Annotated in this window: 18 protein-coding genes; 12 read left to right on the forward strand and 6 right to left on the reverse strand. The window is 59.2% G+C overall.

Annotation, left to right across the window (positions count from 1 at the left end):
• The first annotated feature begins 95 nt into the window (after positions 1-95).
• On the forward strand, positions 96-914 hold the full coding sequence (panB, locus tag IGS75_RS08655) for a 3-methyl-2-oxobutanoate hydroxymethyltransferase (protein ID WP_202256594.1): 819 nt from the start codon (positions 96-98) through the stop codon (positions 912-914).
• 634 nt (positions 915-1548) lie between these two features.
• Here the strand turns inward: panB and hydA are convergent.
• Genes hydA through IGS75_RS08685 form a run of 6 tightly spaced genes read right to left on the reverse strand, consistent with a single transcriptional unit; the run spans position 1549 to position 7373 of the window.
• Positions 1549-2937: a dihydropyrimidinase gene (gene hydA / locus IGS75_RS08660; protein ID WP_141353121.1), complete on the reverse strand. Its 1389-nt coding sequence runs from the start codon at positions 2935-2937 to the stop codon at positions 1549-1551.
• Between the two features lie 31 nt (positions 2938-2968).
• On the reverse strand, positions 2969-3622 hold the full coding sequence (locus tag IGS75_RS08665) for a GntR family transcriptional regulator (RefSeq protein WP_228123679.1): 654 nt from the start codon (positions 3620-3622) through the stop codon (positions 2969-2971).
• Complete coding sequence (locus tag IGS75_RS08670) at positions 3622-4563, reverse strand: dihydrodipicolinate synthase family protein (RefSeq protein WP_141353119.1); 942 nt, start codon at positions 4561-4563, stop codon at positions 3622-3624. Before IGS75_RS08670 ends, IGS75_RS08665 begins: the two co-directional genes overlap by 1 nt.
• Positions 4560-5714: an NAD(P)/FAD-dependent oxidoreductase gene (locus IGS75_RS08675; protein ID WP_202256595.1), complete on the reverse strand. Its 1155-nt coding sequence runs from the start codon at positions 5712-5714 to the stop codon at positions 4560-4562. Before IGS75_RS08675 ends, IGS75_RS08670 begins: the two co-directional genes overlap by 4 nt.
• Complete coding sequence (locus IGS75_RS08680) at positions 5711-7132, reverse strand: FAD/NAD(P)-dependent oxidoreductase (protein ID WP_141353115.1); 1422 nt, start codon at positions 7130-7132, stop codon at positions 5711-5713. Before IGS75_RS08680 ends, IGS75_RS08675 begins: the two co-directional genes overlap by 4 nt.
• Positions 7119-7373, reverse strand: a complete 255-nt coding sequence (locus IGS75_RS08685; RefSeq protein ID WP_167495525.1) for a (2Fe-2S)-binding protein — start codon at positions 7371-7373, stop codon at positions 7119-7121. Before IGS75_RS08685 ends, IGS75_RS08680 begins: the two co-directional genes overlap by 14 nt.
• A 136-nt stretch (positions 7374-7509) precedes the next feature.
• On the opposite strand from IGS75_RS08685, the gene IGS75_RS08690 reads away from it, so the two are divergent.
• From IGS75_RS08690 to IGS75_RS08740, 11 genes are all read left to right on the forward strand, one after another.
• Positions 7510-8310: a transporter substrate-binding domain-containing protein gene (locus IGS75_RS08690; protein ID WP_141353113.1), complete on the forward strand. Its 801-nt coding sequence runs from the start codon at positions 7510-7512 to the stop codon at positions 8308-8310.
• A complete protein-coding gene (locus IGS75_RS08695; protein ID WP_202256596.1) occupies positions 8307-8966 on the forward strand; it encodes an amino acid ABC transporter permease in 660 nt (219 codons plus the stop codon). Before IGS75_RS08690 ends, IGS75_RS08695 begins: the two co-directional genes overlap by 4 nt.
• Positions 8963-9616: an amino acid ABC transporter permease gene (locus IGS75_RS08700; protein ID WP_141353109.1), complete on the forward strand. Its 654-nt coding sequence runs from the start codon at positions 8963-8965 to the stop codon at positions 9614-9616. The genes IGS75_RS08695 and IGS75_RS08700 overlap by 4 nt, the downstream gene beginning before the upstream one ends.
• Complete coding sequence (locus IGS75_RS08705) at positions 9603-10376, forward strand: amino acid ABC transporter ATP-binding protein (protein WP_202256597.1); 774 nt, start codon at positions 9603-9605, stop codon at positions 10374-10376. Before IGS75_RS08700 ends, IGS75_RS08705 begins: the two co-directional genes overlap by 14 nt.
• 14 nt (positions 10377-10390) lie before the next feature.
• Positions 10391-11281: a dihydrodipicolinate synthase family protein gene (locus IGS75_RS08710; protein ID WP_141353106.1), complete on the forward strand. Its 891-nt coding sequence runs from the start codon at positions 10391-10393 to the stop codon at positions 11279-11281.
• A complete protein-coding gene (locus IGS75_RS08715; protein ID WP_237468738.1) occupies positions 11229-12131 on the forward strand; it encodes a transporter substrate-binding domain-containing protein in 903 nt (300 codons plus the stop codon). Before IGS75_RS08710 ends, IGS75_RS08715 begins: the two co-directional genes overlap by 53 nt.
• Before the next feature lie 40 nt (positions 12132-12171).
• Positions 12172-12903 carry an amino acid ABC transporter permease gene (locus IGS75_RS08720; protein WP_141353104.1) on the forward strand — a complete coding sequence of 244 codons (732 nt, stop codon included), beginning with the start codon at positions 12172-12174 and terminating at the stop codon, positions 12901-12903.
• On the forward strand, positions 12903-15776 hold the full coding sequence (locus IGS75_RS08725) for an FAD-dependent oxidoreductase (RefSeq protein ID WP_202256598.1): 2874 nt from the start codon (positions 12903-12905) through the stop codon (positions 15774-15776). Before IGS75_RS08720 ends, IGS75_RS08725 begins: the two co-directional genes overlap by 1 nt.
• Complete coding sequence (locus IGS75_RS08730; protein WP_202256599.1) at positions 15773-16507, forward strand: amino acid ABC transporter ATP-binding protein; 735 nt, start codon at positions 15773-15775, stop codon at positions 16505-16507. The genes IGS75_RS08725 and IGS75_RS08730 overlap by 4 nt, the downstream gene beginning before the upstream one ends.
• 110 nt (positions 16508-16617) lie before the next feature.
• Positions 16618-17886, forward strand: coding sequence for an ArgE/DapE family deacylase (locus IGS75_RS08735; protein WP_456306157.1), 1269 nt, complete (start codon positions 16618-16620; stop codon positions 17884-17886).
• A 110-nt stretch (positions 17887-17996) separates the two neighbouring features.
• A complete protein-coding gene (locus IGS75_RS08740) occupies positions 17997-20576 on the forward strand; it encodes a TonB-dependent receptor plug domain-containing protein (protein ID WP_237468739.1) in 2580 nt (859 codons plus the stop codon).
• Positions 20577-21004: the final 428 nt, after the last annotated feature.

The following is a 21004-nucleotide window of genomic DNA, read 5'->3' on the forward strand; positions in this document are numbered from 1 at the left end:
TGTCAGGAAGTATCTCTTAGGTTTTGCGTAAAACAGTGGCGACGTGACATATGCAACCCTAAAACTTGTTGGATGCGGTCTGAAAGGGATATCCTGTGAGCACAAATCTACCGGAAAAGAGCCTCACGGTTTCAGACATTCGGGGGCGGAAGGGAGGCGTTCCTCTGGTATGCCTGACGGCTTATACGACGCCGACAGCCCGGCTTGTTGACCAGCATTGTGATGTTACTCTTGTCGGAGATAGCCTGGGCATGGTTTTGTACGGCCTGCCTTCCACACTGGGGGTGACCCTGGAAATGATGGTTCTTCATGGTCAAGCTGTAATGCGGGGCCTCTCACGTTCACTATGCGTCATTGACCTGCCATTTGGGACCTATGAAGAAAGTCCCGCACAGGCCTTTCGGAATGCGTCCCGTCTTCTGGCTGAAACAGGCGCTGCAGCGGTCAAGCTTGAAGGCGGCGTACAGATGGCTGAGACGATCGCTTTCCTTGTTGCACGAGGCATTCCTGTCATGGGCCACATTGGTCTTACACCGCAAGCGGTCAATGTCCTGAGTGGCTACAAGGTCCAAGGAAAGGGGGCGGATGCTCAGCGTATTCTTACCGATGCCCAAGCCGTATCAGACGCGGGCGCATTCGCAGTTGTATTGGAAAAAATACCACAAGCCTTGGCCCTCGAGATTACAAAAGCAATTGCAATCCCTACGATTGGGATTGGCGCCGGACCTGCATGTGATGGACAGATCCTGGTTGTGGATGACATGCTTGGTGCCTTTGCTGATTTCAGGCCAAAATTCGTGAAACGCTATGCGGAGCTTTCAAAACAGGCTTCTCAGGCGATCGAACAATATGCTGCTGAGGTCCGGTCTGGAGAATTTCCGGCGCAAGCGCATAGCTTTGGTCAGTCAGTGTAAGCTTCAGGAGCTCTGAAGTCCTTGAGGATCGGAGTGCTAGGTTTCGTGGACAATGGGTATCTACGCGGTCGATCATGTCAGCCAGGGTTTCAGGCGTCGCATTGAACACGTCCGCCACTACCCAACGTCGATAGCGTCGGAACACGCTGTTCCACTTGTCGTAGTCATCAGGCAGATGGCGTCATTGTGATCCGGTTCGGACAATTCACATCATATCTTTGAAATACAGGGCTGTTTTTCGCAGGATGGCCGCCACGATCCGTCTCAAGCACAAGCCGCGTCATCGGTGATGGCCCATTTTTTGTCCGAAAGCCCAATATGCTCTCCAAAAGGCAGCCTTGAATCAATCGCGGATATTACGGTCGATTTTTGCCCTCGAAATCTAATGTATTGAGAAAGCTGTACAGCCGATTAACCAATTCTCGCGTTAGCAGCAGTTTTTTAGTTGTGCGCCTCGCAACCATTTACAGTTTCTGAAACCCCCGCCGCCTCCATGAGGCCGCGGGGGGGGGGGGGGGGGCGTTTGACCGCCGAGAGAAATTGCTCAGGATACGTTCTTTATAGGCGCTGTTTTCCCGTCCTGAGGAAGGTGAAGGAGAGTCTCTGATATCGTATATAGCCAGCGTAAGGAGTTTTATTTCCTTTTGGCTTTGAGGAACTGGCCAGTGCCTGGCTGCGCGACCAGTTTGCCATCATTCATGGCCAGCTTGCCTCTCTGATAGACTTTGACAGGCCATCCCTGAACATTTCGACCTTCATAGGGAGTGTAATCGATATTACTTTGGAAGAGGTTGTTGGTGATTGTCACAGATTTTTTCGGATCCCATAGGACGAGATCAGCGTCAGAGCCTGGAGCAATGGTGCCCTTTTGCGGATAGAGGCCGTATCGTTGGGCGGGGGTCGTCGCGGTCAGACGAACGAAGTCTGTCAGGTCGATTTTCCCGTTATTGATGGCCGCGTCATAGAAAACGGGCAGTCTCGTTCCTAGGCCGGGCATGCCGTTAGGAATCAGAGAGAAATCCGCGTCCCGACCGTGCCGTCCCTTGCCGGCCGAGCCGTCGAACGTATAACCACAATGGTCCGAAGAAATAATGCTGATCACGCCACTGCGGATATACTGCCACATTCCTTCTTGGGCTGCTTTTGTACGCAGGGGAGGGCTACAGATATATTTTGTGCCTTCGAAGCCATCCCGCTTGAGGTCTTCTTCCGTCAGGGTGAGGTAGTGCGGGCAGGTTTCCGCGACGACCTTCACGCCACGTGACTGGGCTCGACCGATTTCCTCAGCGACTTCGGGGCAGGAAACGTGGAAGATCTGGATCTTCTGGTGGGTTAGCTCGCTCATCGTCATGGCACGATAAGTGGCCTCGCGCTCAACACAGGGCGGACGTGACGTGACATGACCATGCGGTTCGGTGCGGCCTTCGGCCAGATGTTTGAGGATCAGGTGGCGGATGGCGTCATAGTTTTCGCAGTGTACGGAGACAAGGATGTCGCTTTTGTGCGCGGCTTCTAGAACCTGCAGGAACTGGCCGTCAGAGAGGTGAAAATCGTCATAGGTCATGAAGACCTTCAGGCCCGCGGCGCCCCGTTCTGCTACGGCAGGAATTTCATCACGGATGGTCTGCTCGTCGGTCCGGGTGATGATCTGGTGGATGGCAAAATCTATGCGGGAATTGGCGCCTTTTCTGCGATAGGCGTCAAACTGCTCTACGAGTCCACGGCCGGGAACATGGGAAGCAAAACAGACGACTGTGGTGGTGCCACCCAGCAGGGCTGAGCCGGTGGCAGAAACGAAATCGTCTTCGTGGATCGTCCCGTCGGCTTCTTCCTGTTCGATATGACAGTGGCCGTCGATACCGCCCGGCAGGACGAGCAGGCCGGTTGCATCAATGGTTTCATGGCCTTTCAGGTCGAAACCGATATCGACGATCTTTGAGCCGTTTATTCCAATGTCGGCGATATATTTATCCGTTGCGGTCACGATCATGCCGTTGCGGATAACGATGTCAAAAGTCGTCATGACGGGTTCTCCTGAAATATGGGGGAGCTGTTCAGCCACCCCTGAGAATGTCCATGCAATCGGTTGCGACATTGCGCAGATGCATGACCATGGCTTCGCGGGCGCCGACGCTGTCACCGTCGAGCAGGGCGTCCAGAATGGCCAGATGTTCCCGTGTGGATGCGGGAACACGGCCGAGAGGGTAGGTGACCTCGCACAGGCGCGTCAGTGTCCGCAGTTCGCTGATCGAACGCAGCAGGACGGTGTTTCCCGAAACTCTGGGGAACATCAGATGTAGCCTGTCATCGAGCTGCCATTGGGCAGCAGTCTGCTCCGGTGTTTCGCCGAGTTCGATGACCTCCTGACGAAGGTTTTCCAGCATGCTGCGATCAAGTCTGTCGAAAGACAGGTTGATGGCTTCGCGTTCGAGAATTTCGCGGATGTGAATGCCCTGAAAGAACTCGGTGGCCGAGACGTTCCGGACCGCAAACGAGCGCGAGCCCTGCTTGACCAGAAGGTCTTCGGCGGCGAGTCGCATCAGGGCTTCTCGAACGGGGGTTCGTGAGATGTCCAGATGATCGGCCAGACGGCCTTCCACAACGGACATGCCGCTTGGAAGCTCTTTCTCGAGAATCATGCGCCGGATCTGCGTGTAGGCCAGCTCCGCAAGGTTTAATTCGCGTTCGGCCACCATGTAATCGCCCATTATGGTCCTTCCAGAGTCATTGCGTCCTGCAATGCGGCTGACAGTTCCTGCCATTCTTCCTGAGCGATGATATCAGAAGCCTTGCGGGTACGGCAGGAGGGCCATTTGCCCTGCATGACCAGGCACGCTTTCAGTCGCAGGGTGGCGCGTCCCGACGGCGCACAGCCGTAGATCAGATTGGCCAATGGTTGGATGACATCATGGACCTTGCGGGCGGCCGGGAGGTCATTGTTCTCCATCGCGCGCCACAGCTTTGCGAGCGAGACGGGCAGGATGGCTGCGAGACTGACGAGGCTGCCCGTCGTTCCGATGGCGAAGCAGGGCAGGAGATGTTCATCCCCCGAAGCCATGACATCCACATGGGGTGCGACGCGGGCGGCGAGCCTGCGGTGTTTGTCATAGGCGTTGGTTTCCCAGCTGCCTTCCTTGATGGCAACGATGCCGGGGAGCCTGAGCAGGCTTTCCAGGATTGGAAGGGAATAGGCCATGCCGCCGCTGCCGACTGACGACTGATACAGCATGATCGGGGCGTCTACGGCCTCACAGATGGCAGCATGATGAGCGATGATGGCGTCGTGGTCCTGTGAGACGGCCCATGAAAAAGGTGGAAACACGAGCAGGGCATCAGCTCCGGCTTTGACCGCGTCCTGGGCATGAAGACAGGCTTCGTCCACGTTTTCGGATAGGATTCCCGAGACGATGATGCGCTCTTTGCCAATGGTTTCGGCGGCCAGTTCCACGACGCGTTTTTTTTCCGCACGTGTCAGCAGATGGTTCTCGCCCGCATGGCCGTTGCACAGGATGCCCACAATGCCCTGGGCGCGCGTGCAGTCGAACAGGTGCTGTTTGAACAGGGGCTCATCCAGCGTCCCGTTTTCCAAAAAGGGTACCAGCGTTGCGGCATAGACACCCCGGAATGGCGTGGGAGATGCTGGGATCATGACTTTGGTCCAGTAGCTGTGGGGGTGGAGAAGCGGGTGGGGTCGAAGGCGCTCAGGTCTGGGTTACCACCCAGGATCCGCTCGGCGAGCAGCCGGCCCATATACGGGCCGCTCGTAAAGCCGGAATGGACGCAGCCGACGACAAAGGCATCGTCATCCGGCGTTAGCGCGCCGATCAGGGGCATGGCGTCCGGCGTTTCGGATTCGAGGCCGAGCCAGACACGCAAGACCTGCGCTTCGTCGAGGCGCGGAACAACGTACTGGGCCAGACGGACATTCCCGCGCAGGTTTTCGGGAATGACGCGGGTGCCGCCCTGATGAATGTTGCCTTCGCCCTGCCAGCCGCCGCCGATCAGCACGCTGCCATTGGCGAACTGCTTGAGGGATAACAGGCCATTGGCAATGCTCAGGACACTCCCCATGACTGGAGGAAGCGTCTCCGTTACGACGAGCTGGTTGATGAGGCAGCGGATCGGAATGTTGTATCCAAGCCACCCCAGCATTTTCTCGAGCCATGCTCCGGCACTGAGCACGATCCTGTGGCCATGCACGGGCTGGGCACGATTGGAAACCCGGACGTCATAGCCGCCGCCAGTGGCGTGGGTAATGGTCTCGACCGGACTGTTTTCGATGATCGTGACGCCGGCCTGCCGGAGTGCACGGGCATAGGCTCCCCCGACGCGGTAGGCTGGGATATGGCCGTCCAGCGCACAATAGGCAGCGGCGCGGAGGGTCGGGTTTACGCCCGGTTCGATCCGGACTGCCTCTTGGGGAGAGACTACCTCGATGGGGGCCCCCATATCCTGTCTGACCCGTGCACGCTGGCGCAGAAGCTCTTCTTCGGCTTCGGTGAAGGCCATCGAAAGCCCTGGTGTCGCCAGGGCCCCCACATCTTCGCCAAGCCATGCGGTGCTGTTGAGCCACATTTCACGGCCGCGGATGGCATGAGGGATGAGCTGGGCGCGGGTCATGTGCAGGGTCAGGGTGCCTGCATTGACGCCGGATGCGGCTCGAAACATGTCCTGTCTGTCGATCAGCGCCACCTTCTGGCCGCCGCGCGCGAGGAAAAGCGCGGTCGTGGCGCCCATGACGCCGGCACCCACGATGACTGTGTCAAAAACATCCGCTCTGCTTTGCAGGGCTGGGGTCATAGCGGAGCCGCCTTCGGAAGGGGAATGTCGGAATAGGCGAAGGTCCCGGTCACGGCTGTGAGGGGGAGAGGGAAGAAGGGCATCCGGGCTGTGAAGCTGCCTGCCTCTTCGGGCGTGTTGCCACAGGCCGCAGTCAGCAGGCCCCGGGCGCTGTCCTCGCACATTCGGCCCTGACAGGGCCCCATACCGCAGCGTGTCCAGGCCTTGAGCTGGTTCAGGTCTTCGGCTCCGGCCTCGATGGCGGAGCGCAGGGTCACGGCTTTCACCCGCTCACAGCGGCAGACGATAGTTTCGTCTTGAAGATGGGCGGGGATGGCGCTCCCGGCGTTCATTAAGGGAAGCATCCGGCGGGAGACGGCTTCGAGACGGCGCAGCTGCCGCAGGGGCGCACGTGTGAGAGTTTCGTAGGTTTGGGCGGAGATCCCCCCTCGGTCCTGGGCGATGGCATGGGCTGTGATTAGGCCCCGCAGACGGGCCACGGCCATGCCGCGGATGCCCGCGGCGTCGCCCGTGACGTAAAGATCGGGGTGGCTGGTACGACCGGCAACATCCGTAACGGGCTCGAGGTAACCACCAATGGGATCATGACGGTGCTGGACACCGGCCGTGCGTGTGATGAGGGTTGTAGGTTTGAGCCCATATCCGCAGGCGGTAGCCTCGGCAGCATAGACGTGGCGGCGTTCGGGATGATCCATGTCGCTGACTGTCAGGAGAAGGCCGGTTTCCGTTTCCTGCGCCGTCGAAATATGGGCGCGGTGGTGGATCGGAATGCCAGCTTTCCGGAGGCGCAGCATCCAGCTGGTGGCCTGCGTCAGACGGGCGGGATCCAGAGACAGCATGGCGCCGAGACGGAGCCAGTCGGAGCGGTGGCCTGCATCCACGATGGCGGCGACCTTGCCACCCAATTCAAGCACCTGATGGGCGACCGAGAACAGGAGGGGCCCCGACCCCGCCACCACGACGGTCTGGCCGGGTAGGGTCCCGCCGTCGCGCATCAGGATGCTGGCGCCCGCAAGCCCGGTGATGCGGGGCGTGGTCCAGCCCTGGAACGGAAGGAAACGTTCGGTTGCGCCATTGGCGACGACGACGGTCGACGGGGGCAGTTGATCGATACCGTCCGGCCCGATCAGGTCAAGGGTCAGGGCGGGGGACAATCCCCAGACGCGGGTGGAAAAACGGACATTCACCGGGGATGCGGCCAGTTTTTGGCGCAAAGCGTCGCCGCCGGAAAATTCGTGGTTGGGCGGAACCGTCTTGCGGGCATAGGGGGAGGGCGCGCGGAAGATCTGACCGCCTGCAGCCGGCTGTTCGTCAATCAGGGTGACGGGAAAACCATGCCGGGCGAGCGCGATGGCGGATGTTGTACCGGCGATACCTCCACCGATTACGGTGACGGGGGAGAAATCAGGACTGAACATAGGGCGTGACGGTCATGTTCGGGAGGACTGGAGCCTTGCAAGCATAGGCGACGGTGCCGTCGATACGGACGCGGCATTCCTGACAGCTTCCCATGAAGCAGAAGGCACCGCGCGGTGTGCCATCGACGCCGGACTGGCCGAGTCCCGTGATTCCGGCGCGCCTGAGGGCTGCTGCAACCGGTTCTCCCTCGATGCCTTCGATGGCCTGGCTCAGGAAGGTGAAGGTGACGGATTGCATCATGTTTCCTATCGGGATCGGTCCGGAGAAGAAATTTCTTTTAAAGGGTTTTCTATCGTATACAGAACGTATATCTGGATTAGATCAGTGATCGGGCAACCGCAACCCCAAAGTCGCACAGCATGCAGGGAAACCGTTCTTGAGAACGAATTGGAACAGTCTGTTGCTGGGGCTCTGCGCTGTTTCTGGCGCTTTGTGGAGCGAGGGAGCAGGGGCGAGGGACAGCGCTGCCATCCGGGCGAGCGGGCACATCAACATCGGTGTGGAGCCCGGGCTGCCTCCACTTGGGGAATATGACGATCATAACGAACTCGTCGGATATGATGTTGATATCGGCCGCGAGGTTGCCCGGGGTATGGGGGTTGAGCCGCGTTTCGTAACACTCGCGTCCAGCGGACGCATTCCCTATCTGATGGCCGGGAAGGTCGATATCGTTCTCGGTGGCCTGACGCGGACGCCAGGTCGTGCGGAGGTCATCGCGTTCTCACGGCCGCTTTATTCCGAACAGTTTGCAGTCATCACACCCGAGGATCGGGGCGTTACATCCTTCTCTGATCTTGAATCGGGCGCGCATCGTTTGGTCGAGGTGCGGGGCTCAACAGCTGTTGCCTATCTGCAGCAGCGCGTTCCCGAGGCGCCGATGCTACTTTTGGAAAGCTATGCCGATGCCATTCGAGCTCTGGCTCAGGGGCGCGGTGATGCGATGGTGGATGTTATTGAATATGTCGGCCATTACCTGCCGTCTCAATCCCAGGTTCATTGGCGGATCATTCGGGGATTTGCGCCTCCGGTAGGGGATGACTGCATCGGAATGCCGAAGCAGGACGTAACTCTGCGCGCGGATGTGAACCGTATTCTCGTCGCGATGGAGCATGAGGGGCGTCTTGAGCAGATTTACCGCCGGTGGTTCGACCCGGTTGCGACGGAACGTGCGCCATGACAGGGCTAGACTTCCGTCCCGTTTTTGCGCGTCTGCCGTTCCTGATGGGGGGTGTTGGCATGACGGTTCTGATTGCGGGGTTGGCCTTCGTGTTAGGCTTGTTGATGGCGGTCGGGCTGGCGGTTGTGCGTTTTGAAAATCAGGGGACATTGCGCACGCTCAGCCGTAGTTACAGCACAGCCCTGACCAACACGCCGCAACTCTCGCAAATTTTCGCGGTTTTTTACTGTCTCCCGCTGATGGGGCTGATGGTCTCGCCGTTTCTGTCTGTCGTGATTGGTATGACACTCAATGCGGCGGCCTATCTGGCAGATATTCTCGGTGCAGGAATGGCGCGGGTGCCTCCGGTCTATCATGAGGTTGCGCTGACGCTGGGGCTGAACCGGCGCCAAACCTATCTGCGGGTGATCTTGCCCTATGCAGGACGCACAATGTTTCCAGCGCTGGCCAATCACTTCCAGATCATGATCCTGGGCAGTGCGATGGCGTCCATTTTCGGCGTCGAGGATCTGACCGGCCGGGCCTATGATATCGGATCGACAACGTTCCGGATTCTTGAGGTCATGCTCGTGACGGGCGCTCTGTATGCCGTGCTGTCTTTTGCTCTGACCGGCATGTTTGCCCTGTGCCGACGGACGATGGAGCGCATGGTATGATTGCGTTTTCGCATTATGACATCGCGCTTCTGCTACAGGCGATGGGCCGGACGGTCGAGTTGTCGCTGGGTGGCGGTGCTCTCGGAATTGCCGGGGCTATCATCCTGACGGCGCTGCGACTGTCGGATCTGCGCTACATCTTTCCACTACGGATGCTGGCGGTGGTGTATGTGCAGACCATACGGCGTATTCCGTTCATCGTGACGTTGTATATCGTCTTTTTCTGCGCGGGCATGATGGGTGTGGACGTGTCCGCGACCGTTGTGGCGATCGGCTCTATCGGGCTGATTGCGGCAGCCTATCTCTGCGAGATCCTGCATGGCGGTGTGAAGACGGTTCCGGTAGAGCAGATCGAGGCGGCGCTGGTACTGAACCTGCCGCTCTGGGCGCGGTGGCGCTACGTGATTGGCCCTCAGGCGATGTCCGCTATCGTGCCGCCGGCAGTGGGATATCTGGTTCTGTTCATCAAGGACACGGCGCTGGCCTCACAAATCGGGGTCGTGGAGCTGAGTCAGGCGGGAGTGATCCTGTCCAACCGCGGGTTGCCCGCGGCGCAGGTCTTCTGCGTGGTGCTGCTGCTTTATTTCGCCGTTTCCTATCCGCTGACCTGCCTTAGCCGCCTGCTGGAGAAACGCATTGCCGTACATTGATGTCCGCGACGTCTGCGTCCGTCACGGGAAAAACGAGACCCTGCGTCATGCTGGGTTCGAGGCCGAGCGCGGAGAAATCGTGAGTTTTATCGGGCCGTCGGGTTCGGGCAAGACCACGTTCTTGCGTACTCTGATCGGACTGCAGTCGGTCTGGCAGGGACGGATGGGCGTTGACGGGCGGATTGTAGATATGGCCGTTCCGGCATCGGCGCGCATTCTGCGGGAACAGGCGGCAATCGTGTTCCAGCAATACGGACTGTTCGGTCATATGTCGGTTCTGCGGAACCTGACGTTGGCACCAACGGTCGTGGCGAAGCGTTCGCGTCGGGAGGCCGAGCATGAAGCGCGTGCGCTGCTGGAGCGTCTGGGGCTGGCGGACAAGGCGGACGTGCTGCCAGCCGATCTGTCGGGCGGCCAGAAACAGCGTGTGGCGATTGCGCGCGCGCTCATGCTTCGCCCGTCATTGCTTCTGCTCGACGAGCCGACATCGGCGCTCGATCCGCACAAGGTGCGCGATGTCGGCGTGCTGCTGCGCGATCTGGCGCAGGACGGCATGACCATCATTCAGGTTTCACACGCGATGGCTGTCGTCTCATCGCTGTCGGACAGGATCGTCCTTCTGGAGGACGGTCAGGTTAGCGCTGTCGGAACAGGGCGCGGGGATGCGGCGCAACAGCCCGATATCGCGGCGTTCATGAATACCCATGGCGGTGAGGCCGCCACGGACCCGACCGGATCGCGGTCGGACCCGGAACATTGAGGAAGGAAAGACCCATGAAGTTTCGTGGCACATATACCGTCATGATCACGCCTTATGACAGTGAAGGACGCGTTGACGTTCCGGGGCTGCGGCGCTTCACCGACTGGCAGATCGCACAGGGCATTGCGGGCCTGATCCCGCTGGGCTCAACCGGAGAATTCCTGTCGCTGACGGATGACGAGCGCACGCTGGTTGCACAGACCGTTATCGAGCAGGCTGCAGGCCGCGTTCCGGTTTTCATCGGCACGGGCGCCGAGAATACATATGACGTGATCCGCTATAGCCAAGAAGCCGAGAAGCTTGGGGCGGATGGCGTGATGATCATTCCGCCGTTTTATTCCACGCCGACGGACGACGAACTGTTCGTCCATTATCGCCGGATTTCAGATGCAATTGGCCTGCCGATCATGCTCTACAACAACCCGGCCACGGCGAATGTGGATCTGAAGCCGGAACTGGTGGCGCGCCTGTCCCATATCGACAACTGCTGTCTGATCAAGGAATCCACGATGGATGTGACCCGCGTGCGGGATATCATCCGGCTGTGCGGTGACCGGCTCTCGGTTTTTGGCGGCATTATGGGCTTCGAGAGCTTTCTCGAAGGGGCGATCGGCTGGGTCGCAGTGGCCTCCAACGTGGCGCCTCATGTCATGAGCGAGATTTTCAATCTCTGTGACGGTTACAAGGATATCGGCAAGGCCCGCGAGATGTATTTCCGCCATGTCCCGCTGATCCAGTTCGTGGGCGGTCAGGGCTATGTCTCGGGGACGAAAGCCCTTCTGAAGCATATGGGCTTCGATGTGGGTGGTCCGCGCGCGCCGCGTTTGCCGCTGCCGGCTGAGGATGATGCGCGTGCGTTCCAGATCGTCCGCGATCTGGACCTGCGGTTCGAAGAGCGCGCCTGATATGGGGGGTAGCCCTGTATCCTGTCTGATCTGGGGAGCAGGGCTGCTCTGTGCAGCCCTGGCGTTCGGAGCGCAGGCCGCGCCATGCCCGGAGGAGGTCAGCGTGCTGATTTCTCCGCAGCATCTGATCATGGCGACCAATCCGACGCTGCCGCCCCTGCAATATGTGACGGTGGACGGGCAGATCACCGGGATGCGGATCGAACTCGGGAATGAGATCGCACGCAGGCTGTGTTTGACGCCGGTCACGCTCTCGACGTCCTTTGCGCAGCTTACGCTTGGACTGCTTGAAAAGCGGTGGGACGTTATCAATACGGGGATGTTCTACACTGCCCAGAGGGCGCGGCTGATGGAAATGATCCCCTATGAAATTCAGGCGATCAGCGTGTCTCTCAACGACGATTCTGCCCGGCACCCCACCCGGCTAGAGGATCTGTCCGGCTCTTCGATCGGGGTTGAGATGGGCGGGATCGAGGAGCACCATGCCCGCGAGGCCGATCAGGCCCTGCGGAACGCCGGGCGTCCGGGTTTTGATATCAAGACGTTCCAGAACGTGGGCATTGCCTTTGCTGCTCTGCGGGCGCGGCAGGTGACAGCCGTGTTTTCCATAGATGCGGTGGCAAGGCGCAATGCGCTTCAGGGCGGTGTAAGGCCGGTTCTGAAGGGGCTGTATCCTACCCCCGTTGCCTTGGCGCTGAAGGATCCGGCTTTGGCGCAGCGATTGGCGGATGTTCTGGAAAACATGCGTGAGGATGGAACACTGGACCGCCTCATGGCGCCTTATGGTGTCTCGCCCTTTCCCGGACGGATCACGGTTTCAGGACCGGCCCATCCGTCCGACACACCCTGATACGACACACTAATTCGATATACGAGCACGGGGCATCGATATGCAGATCTGGAGCTGGAACGGCTTCTTCACCTATCTCGGCAGCCCTTATATTTTCCGCGGGGCACTCATCACGGTCTATATGACGGCCGTCTCAATGCTGATGGGGTTCCTTCTGGGGCTGCTGCTTGCCGTTATGAAACGCTCGCAGCGTCGTTTGCTTTCGTGGCCCGCGCGGTTCTATGTCTGGTTTTTTCGAGGTACGCCACTGCTGGTCCAGCTTGTCGTGATTTATGCTGGACTGCCGAAGCTGGATATCCGGCTGAGCGTGATGGCGTGCTCAATCATCGGGCTGACGCTGAACGAGGCGGCGTATCTGGCGGAAATCATCCGTGCGGGTCTGAATGCCGTGCCGACCGGCCAGATCGCGGCGGCACGGGCGCTGGGTCTGAGCGAGCGGCAGATTGCCTGGCGCATCGCGTTTCCGCAGGCGTTCCGGCTTATTATCCCGCCGCTGGGTAATTCGGTGAACGGGCTGCTTAAGACGACCAGCGTGACGTCAGTCATTTCCATGGAGGAATTGATGCAGCGCAGCCAGATCCTGGTGCAGGACCAGTTTATGGTTCTGGAACTCTTTTCTGTAGCGGCCCTGTATTACCTGCTGATGACGACTGTATGGGATTTTCTGCAGCGGCGGATCGAGCATTATGCAGAGCGTCCCTATCGCCGCCAGCAGCAGTCCGCGGCAGTTGATCCCATCGAAATGCCTGTCACGGCGCAGGACGCACGCTGATGTCGGATTGTCTGAGTTTTACGTTCAATGACAGGCCTGTCTCTGCGCAAGCCGGTCAGACCCTGACGGCAGCTTTGATGGCTGCAGGCCGGATCGTGCATCGCACAGCTCCTGACGGGTCAGGGCGCGGACCGTTCTGCGGGATCGGGGCCTGCCAGGATTGTCTGCTGGAAGTGGACGGGCAGATGTCGCGCCGGGGTTGCATGACGCCGGTGCGGGACGGCATGCGGGTCCGGAGCAATGACCGTCTCCCGGATGCGGCTGTTTCAGCGCCCCTGTCGGGGGGTGAAGAGCGGCTGGCCGAACATGTCTGCGAGGTTCTCGTGGTGGGCGCCGGGCCGGCGGGGCTGGTGGCCGCGATGGAGTTGGCACGAGGCGGTGTGGACGTTCTTGTCGTGGATGAGCGTCACATTCCGGGCGGCCAATATTTCAAGCAGAATGCCGTGCATCCAGAGCAGCAGGACGATCAGGCGCGCAAGGGGCGGCACCTGATTGACGCCATGCGGGCCAGTGGTGCACGTCTGTGGCACGACACGCTCGTATGGTGCGCCCATCGCGAGGACGGCACGCTCGTCATCGGGGGGCTGCGGGATGGCGAGGCGTTCTATATCCGCACACAGCACATCATCGTGGCAACAGGTGCGCAGGAGACACCCGCTCCGCGTCCGGGCTGGACGTTGCCGGGCGTCATCACGACGGGAGCGGGACAGACGCTGCTGCGAGCCTATGAAACAGTCTCTCCGGGCCGGGTCATCATTGCTGGAAACGGGCCGCTCAATCTTCAACTTGCTGCGGAACTCGTCGATCGTGGAGCCGATGTGGTCGCTGTTGTGGAATCAGCGTCTGCGCCCGTGAAACGGCCTGTTCTGGCTGGGCAGCTTTCTATGGCGGCGCCACGTCTCGCTCTTGCCGGGATGCGGCATCTCTGGACGCTGCGCCGGGCAGGTGTGCCTGTGCTGTGGGAGAGTGTCGTAACACGGATCGAGGGCTCGGCCTGTGTTGAACGTGTGACGGTGAAGCAGGCCGGAGCAGAAGCGCGTTCGATCGAAGTCGATACAGTTTGTCTTGGCGACGGCTTTGTCCCGGCCAGCGAGTTGCCGCGTCTTCTGGGTTGTCGGCAGGACGTCCGGGGCTGGCCCGTACCTCACCCCGAAACAGGGCGACAGCCCGACGGGCGGACCGATCAGACGGATGTGTCCGTCATCGGCGAGGCGGGGCGTTTTGGAGGAGCTTTTCTGGCGCAGGCCCAAGGCAGACTGTGCGCGGCGCGGCTGCTGGAGCGTTCCGGGAAAATGCTGCCCCCCGCTCTGGAACGCAGCCGGCGGATGTACCGCGACAATGCGCGTTTTCAGGCCCTTCTGTGGAAACTCTATCAGCCGGTTGGGTCGCTTCCAGTATTGGAAGATACCACCATCTTGTGTCGGTGCGAATGTGTGACGGCTGGGACTGTCAGGGCACGAGTGGCCGAGGACGGGATTACGGATCTGGCGGCCCTTAAACGGGTAACCCGTGCCGGGATGGGGCGCTGTCAGGGGCGGTTCTGTCAGGCGTCGCTCATGAAGGTCCTGCCCGAGCCGAAAAGCGAGAAGGACTTTACGGCGCCCCAGATCCCCCTTCGTCCGGTGCCAGTGGCGGCACTGGCGCGCCAGAAGCCGGAATGGCAGGGGCATGTCCGGGTCCCCATTCCTTCGGGTCTGGGGCAGGTTGTGCAATCGGCTTCTGGCACCGCGGAAACCGTGGATGTCGTGGTCGTGGGCGGTGGGATCGTCGGGCTTTTCGCCGCGCTCTTTCTTGCGGAGGCGGGGAAGAGTGTGGTGGTGCTGGAACGCGGGCGTGCCGGGGCGCTGGCCTCGGGCGGTAATGCGGGCAGTCTGCATGCCCAGCTCATGGCGTTCGATGCCAGCGCGGATACGGATGGACCGTCAATGCCCGCGCGGACGCTGGCCTTGCAGCGGGAATCCATCCGGATGTGGGAGGCGTTGCGCGGAACGTTCGACCGGGATCTGGAAATCAAGGTCTGCGGTGGCCTGGTCGTGGCGGAAACTGAGTCCGACATGGAGCGTCTGCGCAGCAAGGTTGCGGTCGAGCAGTCTCTGGGTGTTGACGCGCGGATTTTGGATCCGGGTGAGCTTCATGGGATCGAACCGAACCTGAAGGCAGGGTTCCTTGGTGGCGCGTATTGCTCCGAGGAAGGCAAAATCAATCCCATGGCAGCAACGCAGGCCGTCCTCGCCCGGGCGCGCAAGGCGGGTGTGCGGGTTGAGGAACTGACGGCCCTGTCCGCAATCGAGCGCGATGGAAGCCAGTTTCGCGTGAGTGCGGGTGCGGTAAGTTGGTCAGCCAGGGCCGTAGTGAATGCTGCCGGGGCCTACGCGGGAGAGGTTGCGGAGCTGGTCGGGAGGCGCCTGCCGGTCTTTGGGGCGCCGTTGCAGATGATCGTGACCGAGCCTGTGGCTCCGCTGGTCTTTTCGCTTCTAGCACATGCCAGCCGTCATTTGACGCTCAAACAGGCTGCAAACGGCTCTCTGCTGATTGGCGGAGGGTGGAGTGCCGGTCTGGATCCGGTGCATGGTCATCCGCGTCCGCTGCGGGAGAATCTGGAAGGGAATCTCTGGGTTGCCCAGAGGCTCATTCCGGCTTTGGGCGCGGTGAATGTTGTCAGGAGCTGGGCTGCGATGAACATCGATATCGATGGCGCTCCGATCCTTGGGGAAAGCCCCGATGTTCCGGGATTCTTCACTGCGGTGACGGCCAATGGTGTCACGCTTGCGCCGGCTATGGGGCGGCATGTCGCGGATATGGTTCTGTGCCGTTCCGAACGTCCCGATCTGGAGATCTTTTCTCCCGCACGTTTTTATGGAGATCCGTCATGATCACGCTGGACAAGGTGACGAAATCATATGGCGCCTTTCAGGTGCTCAAAGGCTGTTCGGCGGAAGTCGGGAAGGGAGAAGTAGTCGTTGTCTGCGGGCCGTCAGGTTCGGGCAAGTCCACGCTCATCAAGTGCATCAATGCGCTGGAGACGTTCGAAGGCGGCCAGATCTGGGTTGATGGCATGGCCGTGCGGTCTGCGCAGACTGATCATTCGGCGCTGCGGGCAAAAGCGGGGATGGTGTTCCAGAGCTTCGAGCTGTTCTCTCATTTGAGCATTCTCGACAACATTATGCTGGCGCCTCGACTGGTCCAGAAGCGTGGGAAGGATGAGACCCGCGAGCATGCAAAAACCCTTCTGCGCCGGGTCGGGTTGGAGCGCCATGCGGACAAGTATCCGATCGCGCTTTCCGGTGGGCAGCAGCAGCGTGCGGCGATCGCCCGTGCTCTGGCGATGAAGCCGGAGGTGATGCTGTTCGATGAACCGACATCGGCGCTCGATCCCGAGATGGTGCAGGAAGTTCTTCAGGTCATGACGGAGCTGGCCCGCGAGGGCATGACCATGATGTGCGTGACCCATGAGATGGGATTCGCACGGCAGGTGGCGACGCGGATTCTGTTCGTGGATGCGGGCGAGATTGTCGATGATTGTCCGGCCGCGGACTTTTTTGCGGGTCGTTGCTCGGCGCGGGGCCAGGCTTTTCTGCGGTTTGAAGCCGGTCATCCCGGATAAGAAATTTTTTTTACAGTTTGGACAACATTCCGCTTCGAGATCGAATTCAGTTCGTATACAAAGAGAATATGAACTGAGGACGAAAAGGCGATCCGGTGGGAGAAGGCGCTGTGCTGGAAAAGACTTCCTGTTGCAAGAAAACTCTGACCGAGAGTCTGGGCTGTGCTGTCGACCGGGATTTCGAGACGCGGCAGGTACCGTTTCTTCAGGAGCTTGTCAGGGTTCCGTCGGACAATCCGACCGGTGACTGCGCACCACATGCCCAGTTCTCTGCCGGGCAGTTGCGGGATCTTGGATTCGAAGTCGAATGCCATCCTGTTCCCCGTGATTTCGTGGAACGTCACGGAATGCAGAGCGCAATCAATCTCATCATCCGGGAACGTTTCGGGGACGGTAAGGGGCCGATCATTGCCCTCAATGCACATGGCGACGTGGTACCCCCTGGCGAAGGATGGATTCACGATCCCTATGGCGGTGTGATTGAGGGTGGGAAACTCTATGGTCGTGGGGCTGCGGTCTCCAAGTCCGATTTCGCAACCTATGCGTTTGCATTGCGGGCGTTGAAGGAAGTTGCTTCCGATCTCTCCGGAACCGTCGAACTTCACCTGACCTATGATGAGGAAATCGGCGGCCATGTTGGTCCGGGCTGGCTTCTGTCTGAAGGGCTGAGTAAGCCGGATTATGTCATCAGTGCTGGTTTTACCTATGACGTGATGGTCGCGCATAATGGCAGTCTTCAACTTGATGTCGCTTTTACCGGCAAGGCAGCTCATTCCGCATGGCCCGAAACAGGGGCGGATGCCATCGAAGCGGCCAATCGTGTCATGTCAGCGCTGTATGCCTATCGGGATGGGTTGGTGAAGGCGGTCTGCTCCATTCCTGGAATTGATACGTCAACGCTCGTTATCGGAACGATTGAAGGCGGGGTGGCAGCTAATGTCGTTCCCGAATATGCGAAATTTCGCCTGGAACGCCGGATCCTTCCTGACGAAAAAGCGGCCGATGTCGAGGCCGGGCTACGTCAGATCATTCTGGAGGCGGCAGATGTTCCGGGGGTGCAATGCGTCGTGACGCAACATCTGCTGGCGCTGCCTTTGGTGCCGGACGCGGGTCAGGCTCCGCTGATCGCAGCGTTGCAGGATGCTGCGGAGGCTGTTTTCGGGGAGCGGATTGCCGTGAAGGGCATGCCACTTTTCACGGACGCCCGGATTTACAGTAATGCGGGTTATCCCACTGTTCTGTATGGAGCCGGACCGCGCCGGCTTCAGGACGCCAATGGCCACCGTGCGAATGAGCATGTGGTTCTTGAAGACATGCGCCGTGCGACGAAGGTGATTGCAAATGCATTAGCCTGTCTGCTGCGCCCCGAAGCCATGTAGTCCCGCCTTTGAAATAATTCCACCGCGCAGTCGTGGGGCCTGCGGTTCCTGCTGTGCGATCTGACTATTCCGACTGATATCCCTGTCTTGCCAGGGCGATGGAGCCGATCATGAACATCAGAAAACTTGCGCTTTATTCGACTTTTCTTTCCGTCAGTTTCTGTACTGGTTCGGTCGTTGCCGCCACGACAAAGGCCACCGCAGGCCCCGTGAAGGCGTCGGTTCACAAGGCGCCCGCCAAGGCCGTGCCCGTGAAGGCAGCTGCGCCCGCAAGGAGGGTAGTAAGGGCCAGGAATGCGCCGTTTGTCGCAGGGGGCGAAGAGGGCGTGATCGTGACCGGCACGCATGCCACGAACCGCCATGCCCGTCAGAGCACGAGCCCGATCACGGTTCTGTCCAGCGCGACGCTGCGTCGCTCAGGTATGATGAACCTCGCCGATGCGCTGGCGAAGACGTATCCGTCCATCAACATGAGCACGATGGGCAATGATGCCGGCGCACTGACGTCTTTCATCCGGATGCGCGGTCTGAATCCGAACCAGGTCCTGGTTCTGGTGGATGGCAAGCGCCGTCACACCACGGCCAACATCAATGCAGATGCCGGTCCGAACTTTGGTGCGACGCCTGTGGATCTGAACATGATCCCGTCGAACATGATCGATCATATTGAGGTGCTCGAAGATGGTGCGGCTGCGATGTATGGCTCTGACGCCATTGCGGGCGTGGTGAACATCATTACTAAAAAGCAGGATCATGGTCTGAACATGAGCGCCCAGACGGGGGCGAATGCCTATAATGGTGATGGCTGGCAGTACCAGTTGAACGCCGATGGCGGCCTCAAGCTGGGCAATGACGGGTATGTCCACATCTCGGCACAGGTTTATCATACGGATCATTTCGTCACGAATACGGTCGACAACCGCCTTGCAGGCTATGTTCCTGCAGGTGCTGCGAACGAACTGTATACGGGCTCCGTCAAGGTACCCAAGAATTCCAACAAGATCATGAGCACGCCTGAAGAGACCCGTGAAAATCTGGGTATCGATTTCGGCAAGAACCTGACTGAGAACGTCCAGTTTTACGGGCAGATTACCTACGCGCACCGCCATGCGGAAGCATATGAAAATTATCGCGTCCCGTCCGGCTCGAGCGCCAGTAATCCGGAACTGTTCCCCTACGGTTACTCTCCGCTGGAGACGATCGACGAGAACGACTATGCGGCGACACTAGGCTTGAAGGGTAGTCATTTTTTCGGGTTTGACTGGGATCTGAGCAGCACCTGGGGCGAAGATCTGGACAAGATCTCAAACAAGAACACCACCAATCCGAACATGTACGCGGCTACGGGTTACACACCGACGACCGTACGGACCTCCAATTTCAGTCTGGCACAGTGGACGAACAATCTCGATCTGCGCCGGAACTTCAAGATTGCCAATGTGGTTCCTGTCACGGTTGCTTTCGGCGGCGAACATCGTCTGGAACAATACACCATTCAGGCGGGCGAACCTGCGTCCTATGAATATGGTGGCACTTCGGCGCTGGCGGGTCTGACGCCGCAGGATGCCGGTAAGTGGAGCCGTGATGTCTGGGCGGGCTATCTGGATGGTGATTTCCATCCTCTGAAGAACTGGGACCTCGATTTCGCCGGTCGCTTCGAACACTACACTGACGTCGGAAACACCGAGAACGGTAAGGTCTCTACACGCTACGACATCACCAAACGGATCGGCCTGCGTGCAACCATCAGCAACGGTTTCCGCGCACCGACTATGGCCGAACAGCATTACAGCGCCATTAATGTTGGCCCGACATCGGTGCTGGGATTGTTGCCGGTTTCGTCTTCCGAAGCACGTGCGACGGGTGCGTCTCCCCTCAAGCCCGAGCGTTCGACCAGTGCGACCGGTGGTATCGTTCTTGAACCGATTGATGGCTTTCATATCGAGACGGATGTCTATCAGATCAACATCCGCGATCGCATCGTGCAGGGTGGCAACGTGACGGGTGCGACTGCGATTTCAGCATTGGAAGGCATGGGCGTTTCGCTTCCGGCCCTGACGCAGCTTTCCGAAAACGCGGTGCAGACCTATTATTTCACGAACGGGGCAAGCACTCGGACGCAGGGGCTGGACATCAAGGCGGATTACATGTTCCGCATGCATCGTTACGGCAATCTGACCCTTTCCATGGCGCTCGACCTGAACCGGACGCGTCTGACGCATAACGGTATGTCTGCTACGGGATCGCCGCTTCTGAATGCGCAGAACATTGCCTATCTGACGACGGCCTATCCGCGCAGCAAGATCATCCTGAATGCGTTCTGGACGATCGGAAAATGGGACGTGAACCTGCGGCAGACGCGTTACGGCGAGACGACGGACATGATGACCTATCAGGACTGGACGCCGACGGCCGCGATCTGTCCGATCGATGGCAAGCAGCTTCAGCAGTCCAGCAGCTGCTTCGCCCAGTTCAAGAATACTCCGCGCTGGTTGACGGATCTTGAGATCGGCTATCGTGTAAATTCCCGTTGGCATCTGGCTGTGGGTGCGAATAACATCTTCAATATCCGTCCCCGCAAGCTCCCGGGTGATCTGAACCAGCTTGGTGGCAACCCTTACGATACGTTCTCGTCGCAGGTTCCGATGACGGGTGGGTACTACTATGGACGTGTTAATTTAACGCTCTGATATCAGGGGCGGTTTGAACAACTCATGTTTTGAGCGCGGAAAGGTTATCCTTTCCGCGTTTTTTGTGGATGCCATGAGGCTCAGGCTTAATCCAGAAGGCGCACAATATCCGAGAAAAGAAGCTTTCTGGTCTGGAGCCAACTTTTACAGAGTTGCTGTTGGTATGAAGCGCTGCAGAGGGGCACCGTGGCTCCTCTTCGGTTCTTCTCAAAGGATAAGAACAACTTACGGTAGAATAGAAAAAATATATATTACGATATCGTTCCTAATTTGGTTGGATTTTCTCTCTCAAGGTGATCTGCTGATTTCTGGAGGTCACCGGGAACATTCCGGATGCCTAGATTGAGCGACAGGTACGCGGGACACGAACGGCAAGAATATCAGCCGATTTAAAAGGTCTCCATTCCTCTAAATGCCTTTTTGCTCAC

The sequence above is a fragment of the Gluconobacter sphaericus genome (assembly GCF_016757795.1).
GTDB lineage: Bacteria > Pseudomonadota > Alphaproteobacteria > Acetobacterales > Acetobacteraceae > Gluconobacter > Gluconobacter sphaericus.

What these genes read in the sequence shown, in the direction of transcription:
- IGS75_RS08680 (WP_141353115.1), bottom strand. Translation starts at nt 7,132, where the DNA reads ATGTTCAGTCCTGATTTCTCCCCCGTCACCGTAATCGGTGGAGGTATC.
- hydA (WP_141353121.1), bottom strand. Translation starts at nt 2,937, where the DNA reads ATGACGACTTTTGACATCGTTATCCGCAACGGCATGATCGTGACCGCA.
- IGS75_RS08700 (WP_141353109.1), top strand. Translation starts at nt 8,963, where the DNA reads ATGATTGCGTTTTCGCATTATGACATCGCGCTTCTGCTACAGGCGATG.
- IGS75_RS08740 (WP_237468739.1), top strand. Translation starts at nt 17,997, where the DNA reads ATGAACATCAGAAAACTTGCGCTTTATTCGACTTTTCTTTCCGTCAGT.
- IGS75_RS08695 (WP_202256596.1), top strand. Translation starts at nt 8,307, where the DNA reads ATGACAGGGCTAGACTTCCGTCCCGTTTTTGCGCGTCTGCCGTTCCTG.
- IGS75_RS08710 (WP_141353106.1), top strand. Translation starts at nt 10,391, where the DNA reads ATGAAGTTTCGTGGCACATATACCGTCATGATCACGCCTTATGACAGT.
- IGS75_RS08720 (WP_141353104.1), top strand. Translation starts at nt 12,172, where the DNA reads ATGCAGATCTGGAGCTGGAACGGCTTCTTCACCTATCTCGGCAGCCCT.
- IGS75_RS08725 (WP_202256598.1), top strand. Translation starts at nt 12,903, where the DNA reads ATGTCGGATTGTCTGAGTTTTACGTTCAATGACAGGCCTGTCTCTGCG.
- IGS75_RS08670 (WP_141353119.1), bottom strand. Translation starts at nt 4,563, where the DNA reads ATGATCCCAGCATCTCCCACGCCATTCCGGGGTGTCTATGCCGCAACG.
- IGS75_RS08665 (WP_228123679.1), bottom strand. Translation starts at nt 3,622, where the DNA reads ATGGGCGATTACATGGTGGCCGAACGCGAATTAAACCTTGCGGAGCTG.
- IGS75_RS08685 (WP_167495525.1), bottom strand. Translation starts at nt 7,373, where the DNA reads ATGATGCAATCCGTCACCTTCACCTTCCTGAGCCAGGCCATCGAAGGC.
- IGS75_RS08675 (WP_202256595.1), bottom strand. Translation starts at nt 5,714, where the DNA reads ATGACCCCAGCCCTGCAAAGCAGAGCGGATGTTTTTGACACAGTCATC.
- IGS75_RS08730 (WP_202256599.1), top strand. Translation starts at nt 15,773, where the DNA reads ATGATCACGCTGGACAAGGTGACGAAATCATATGGCGCCTTTCAGGTG.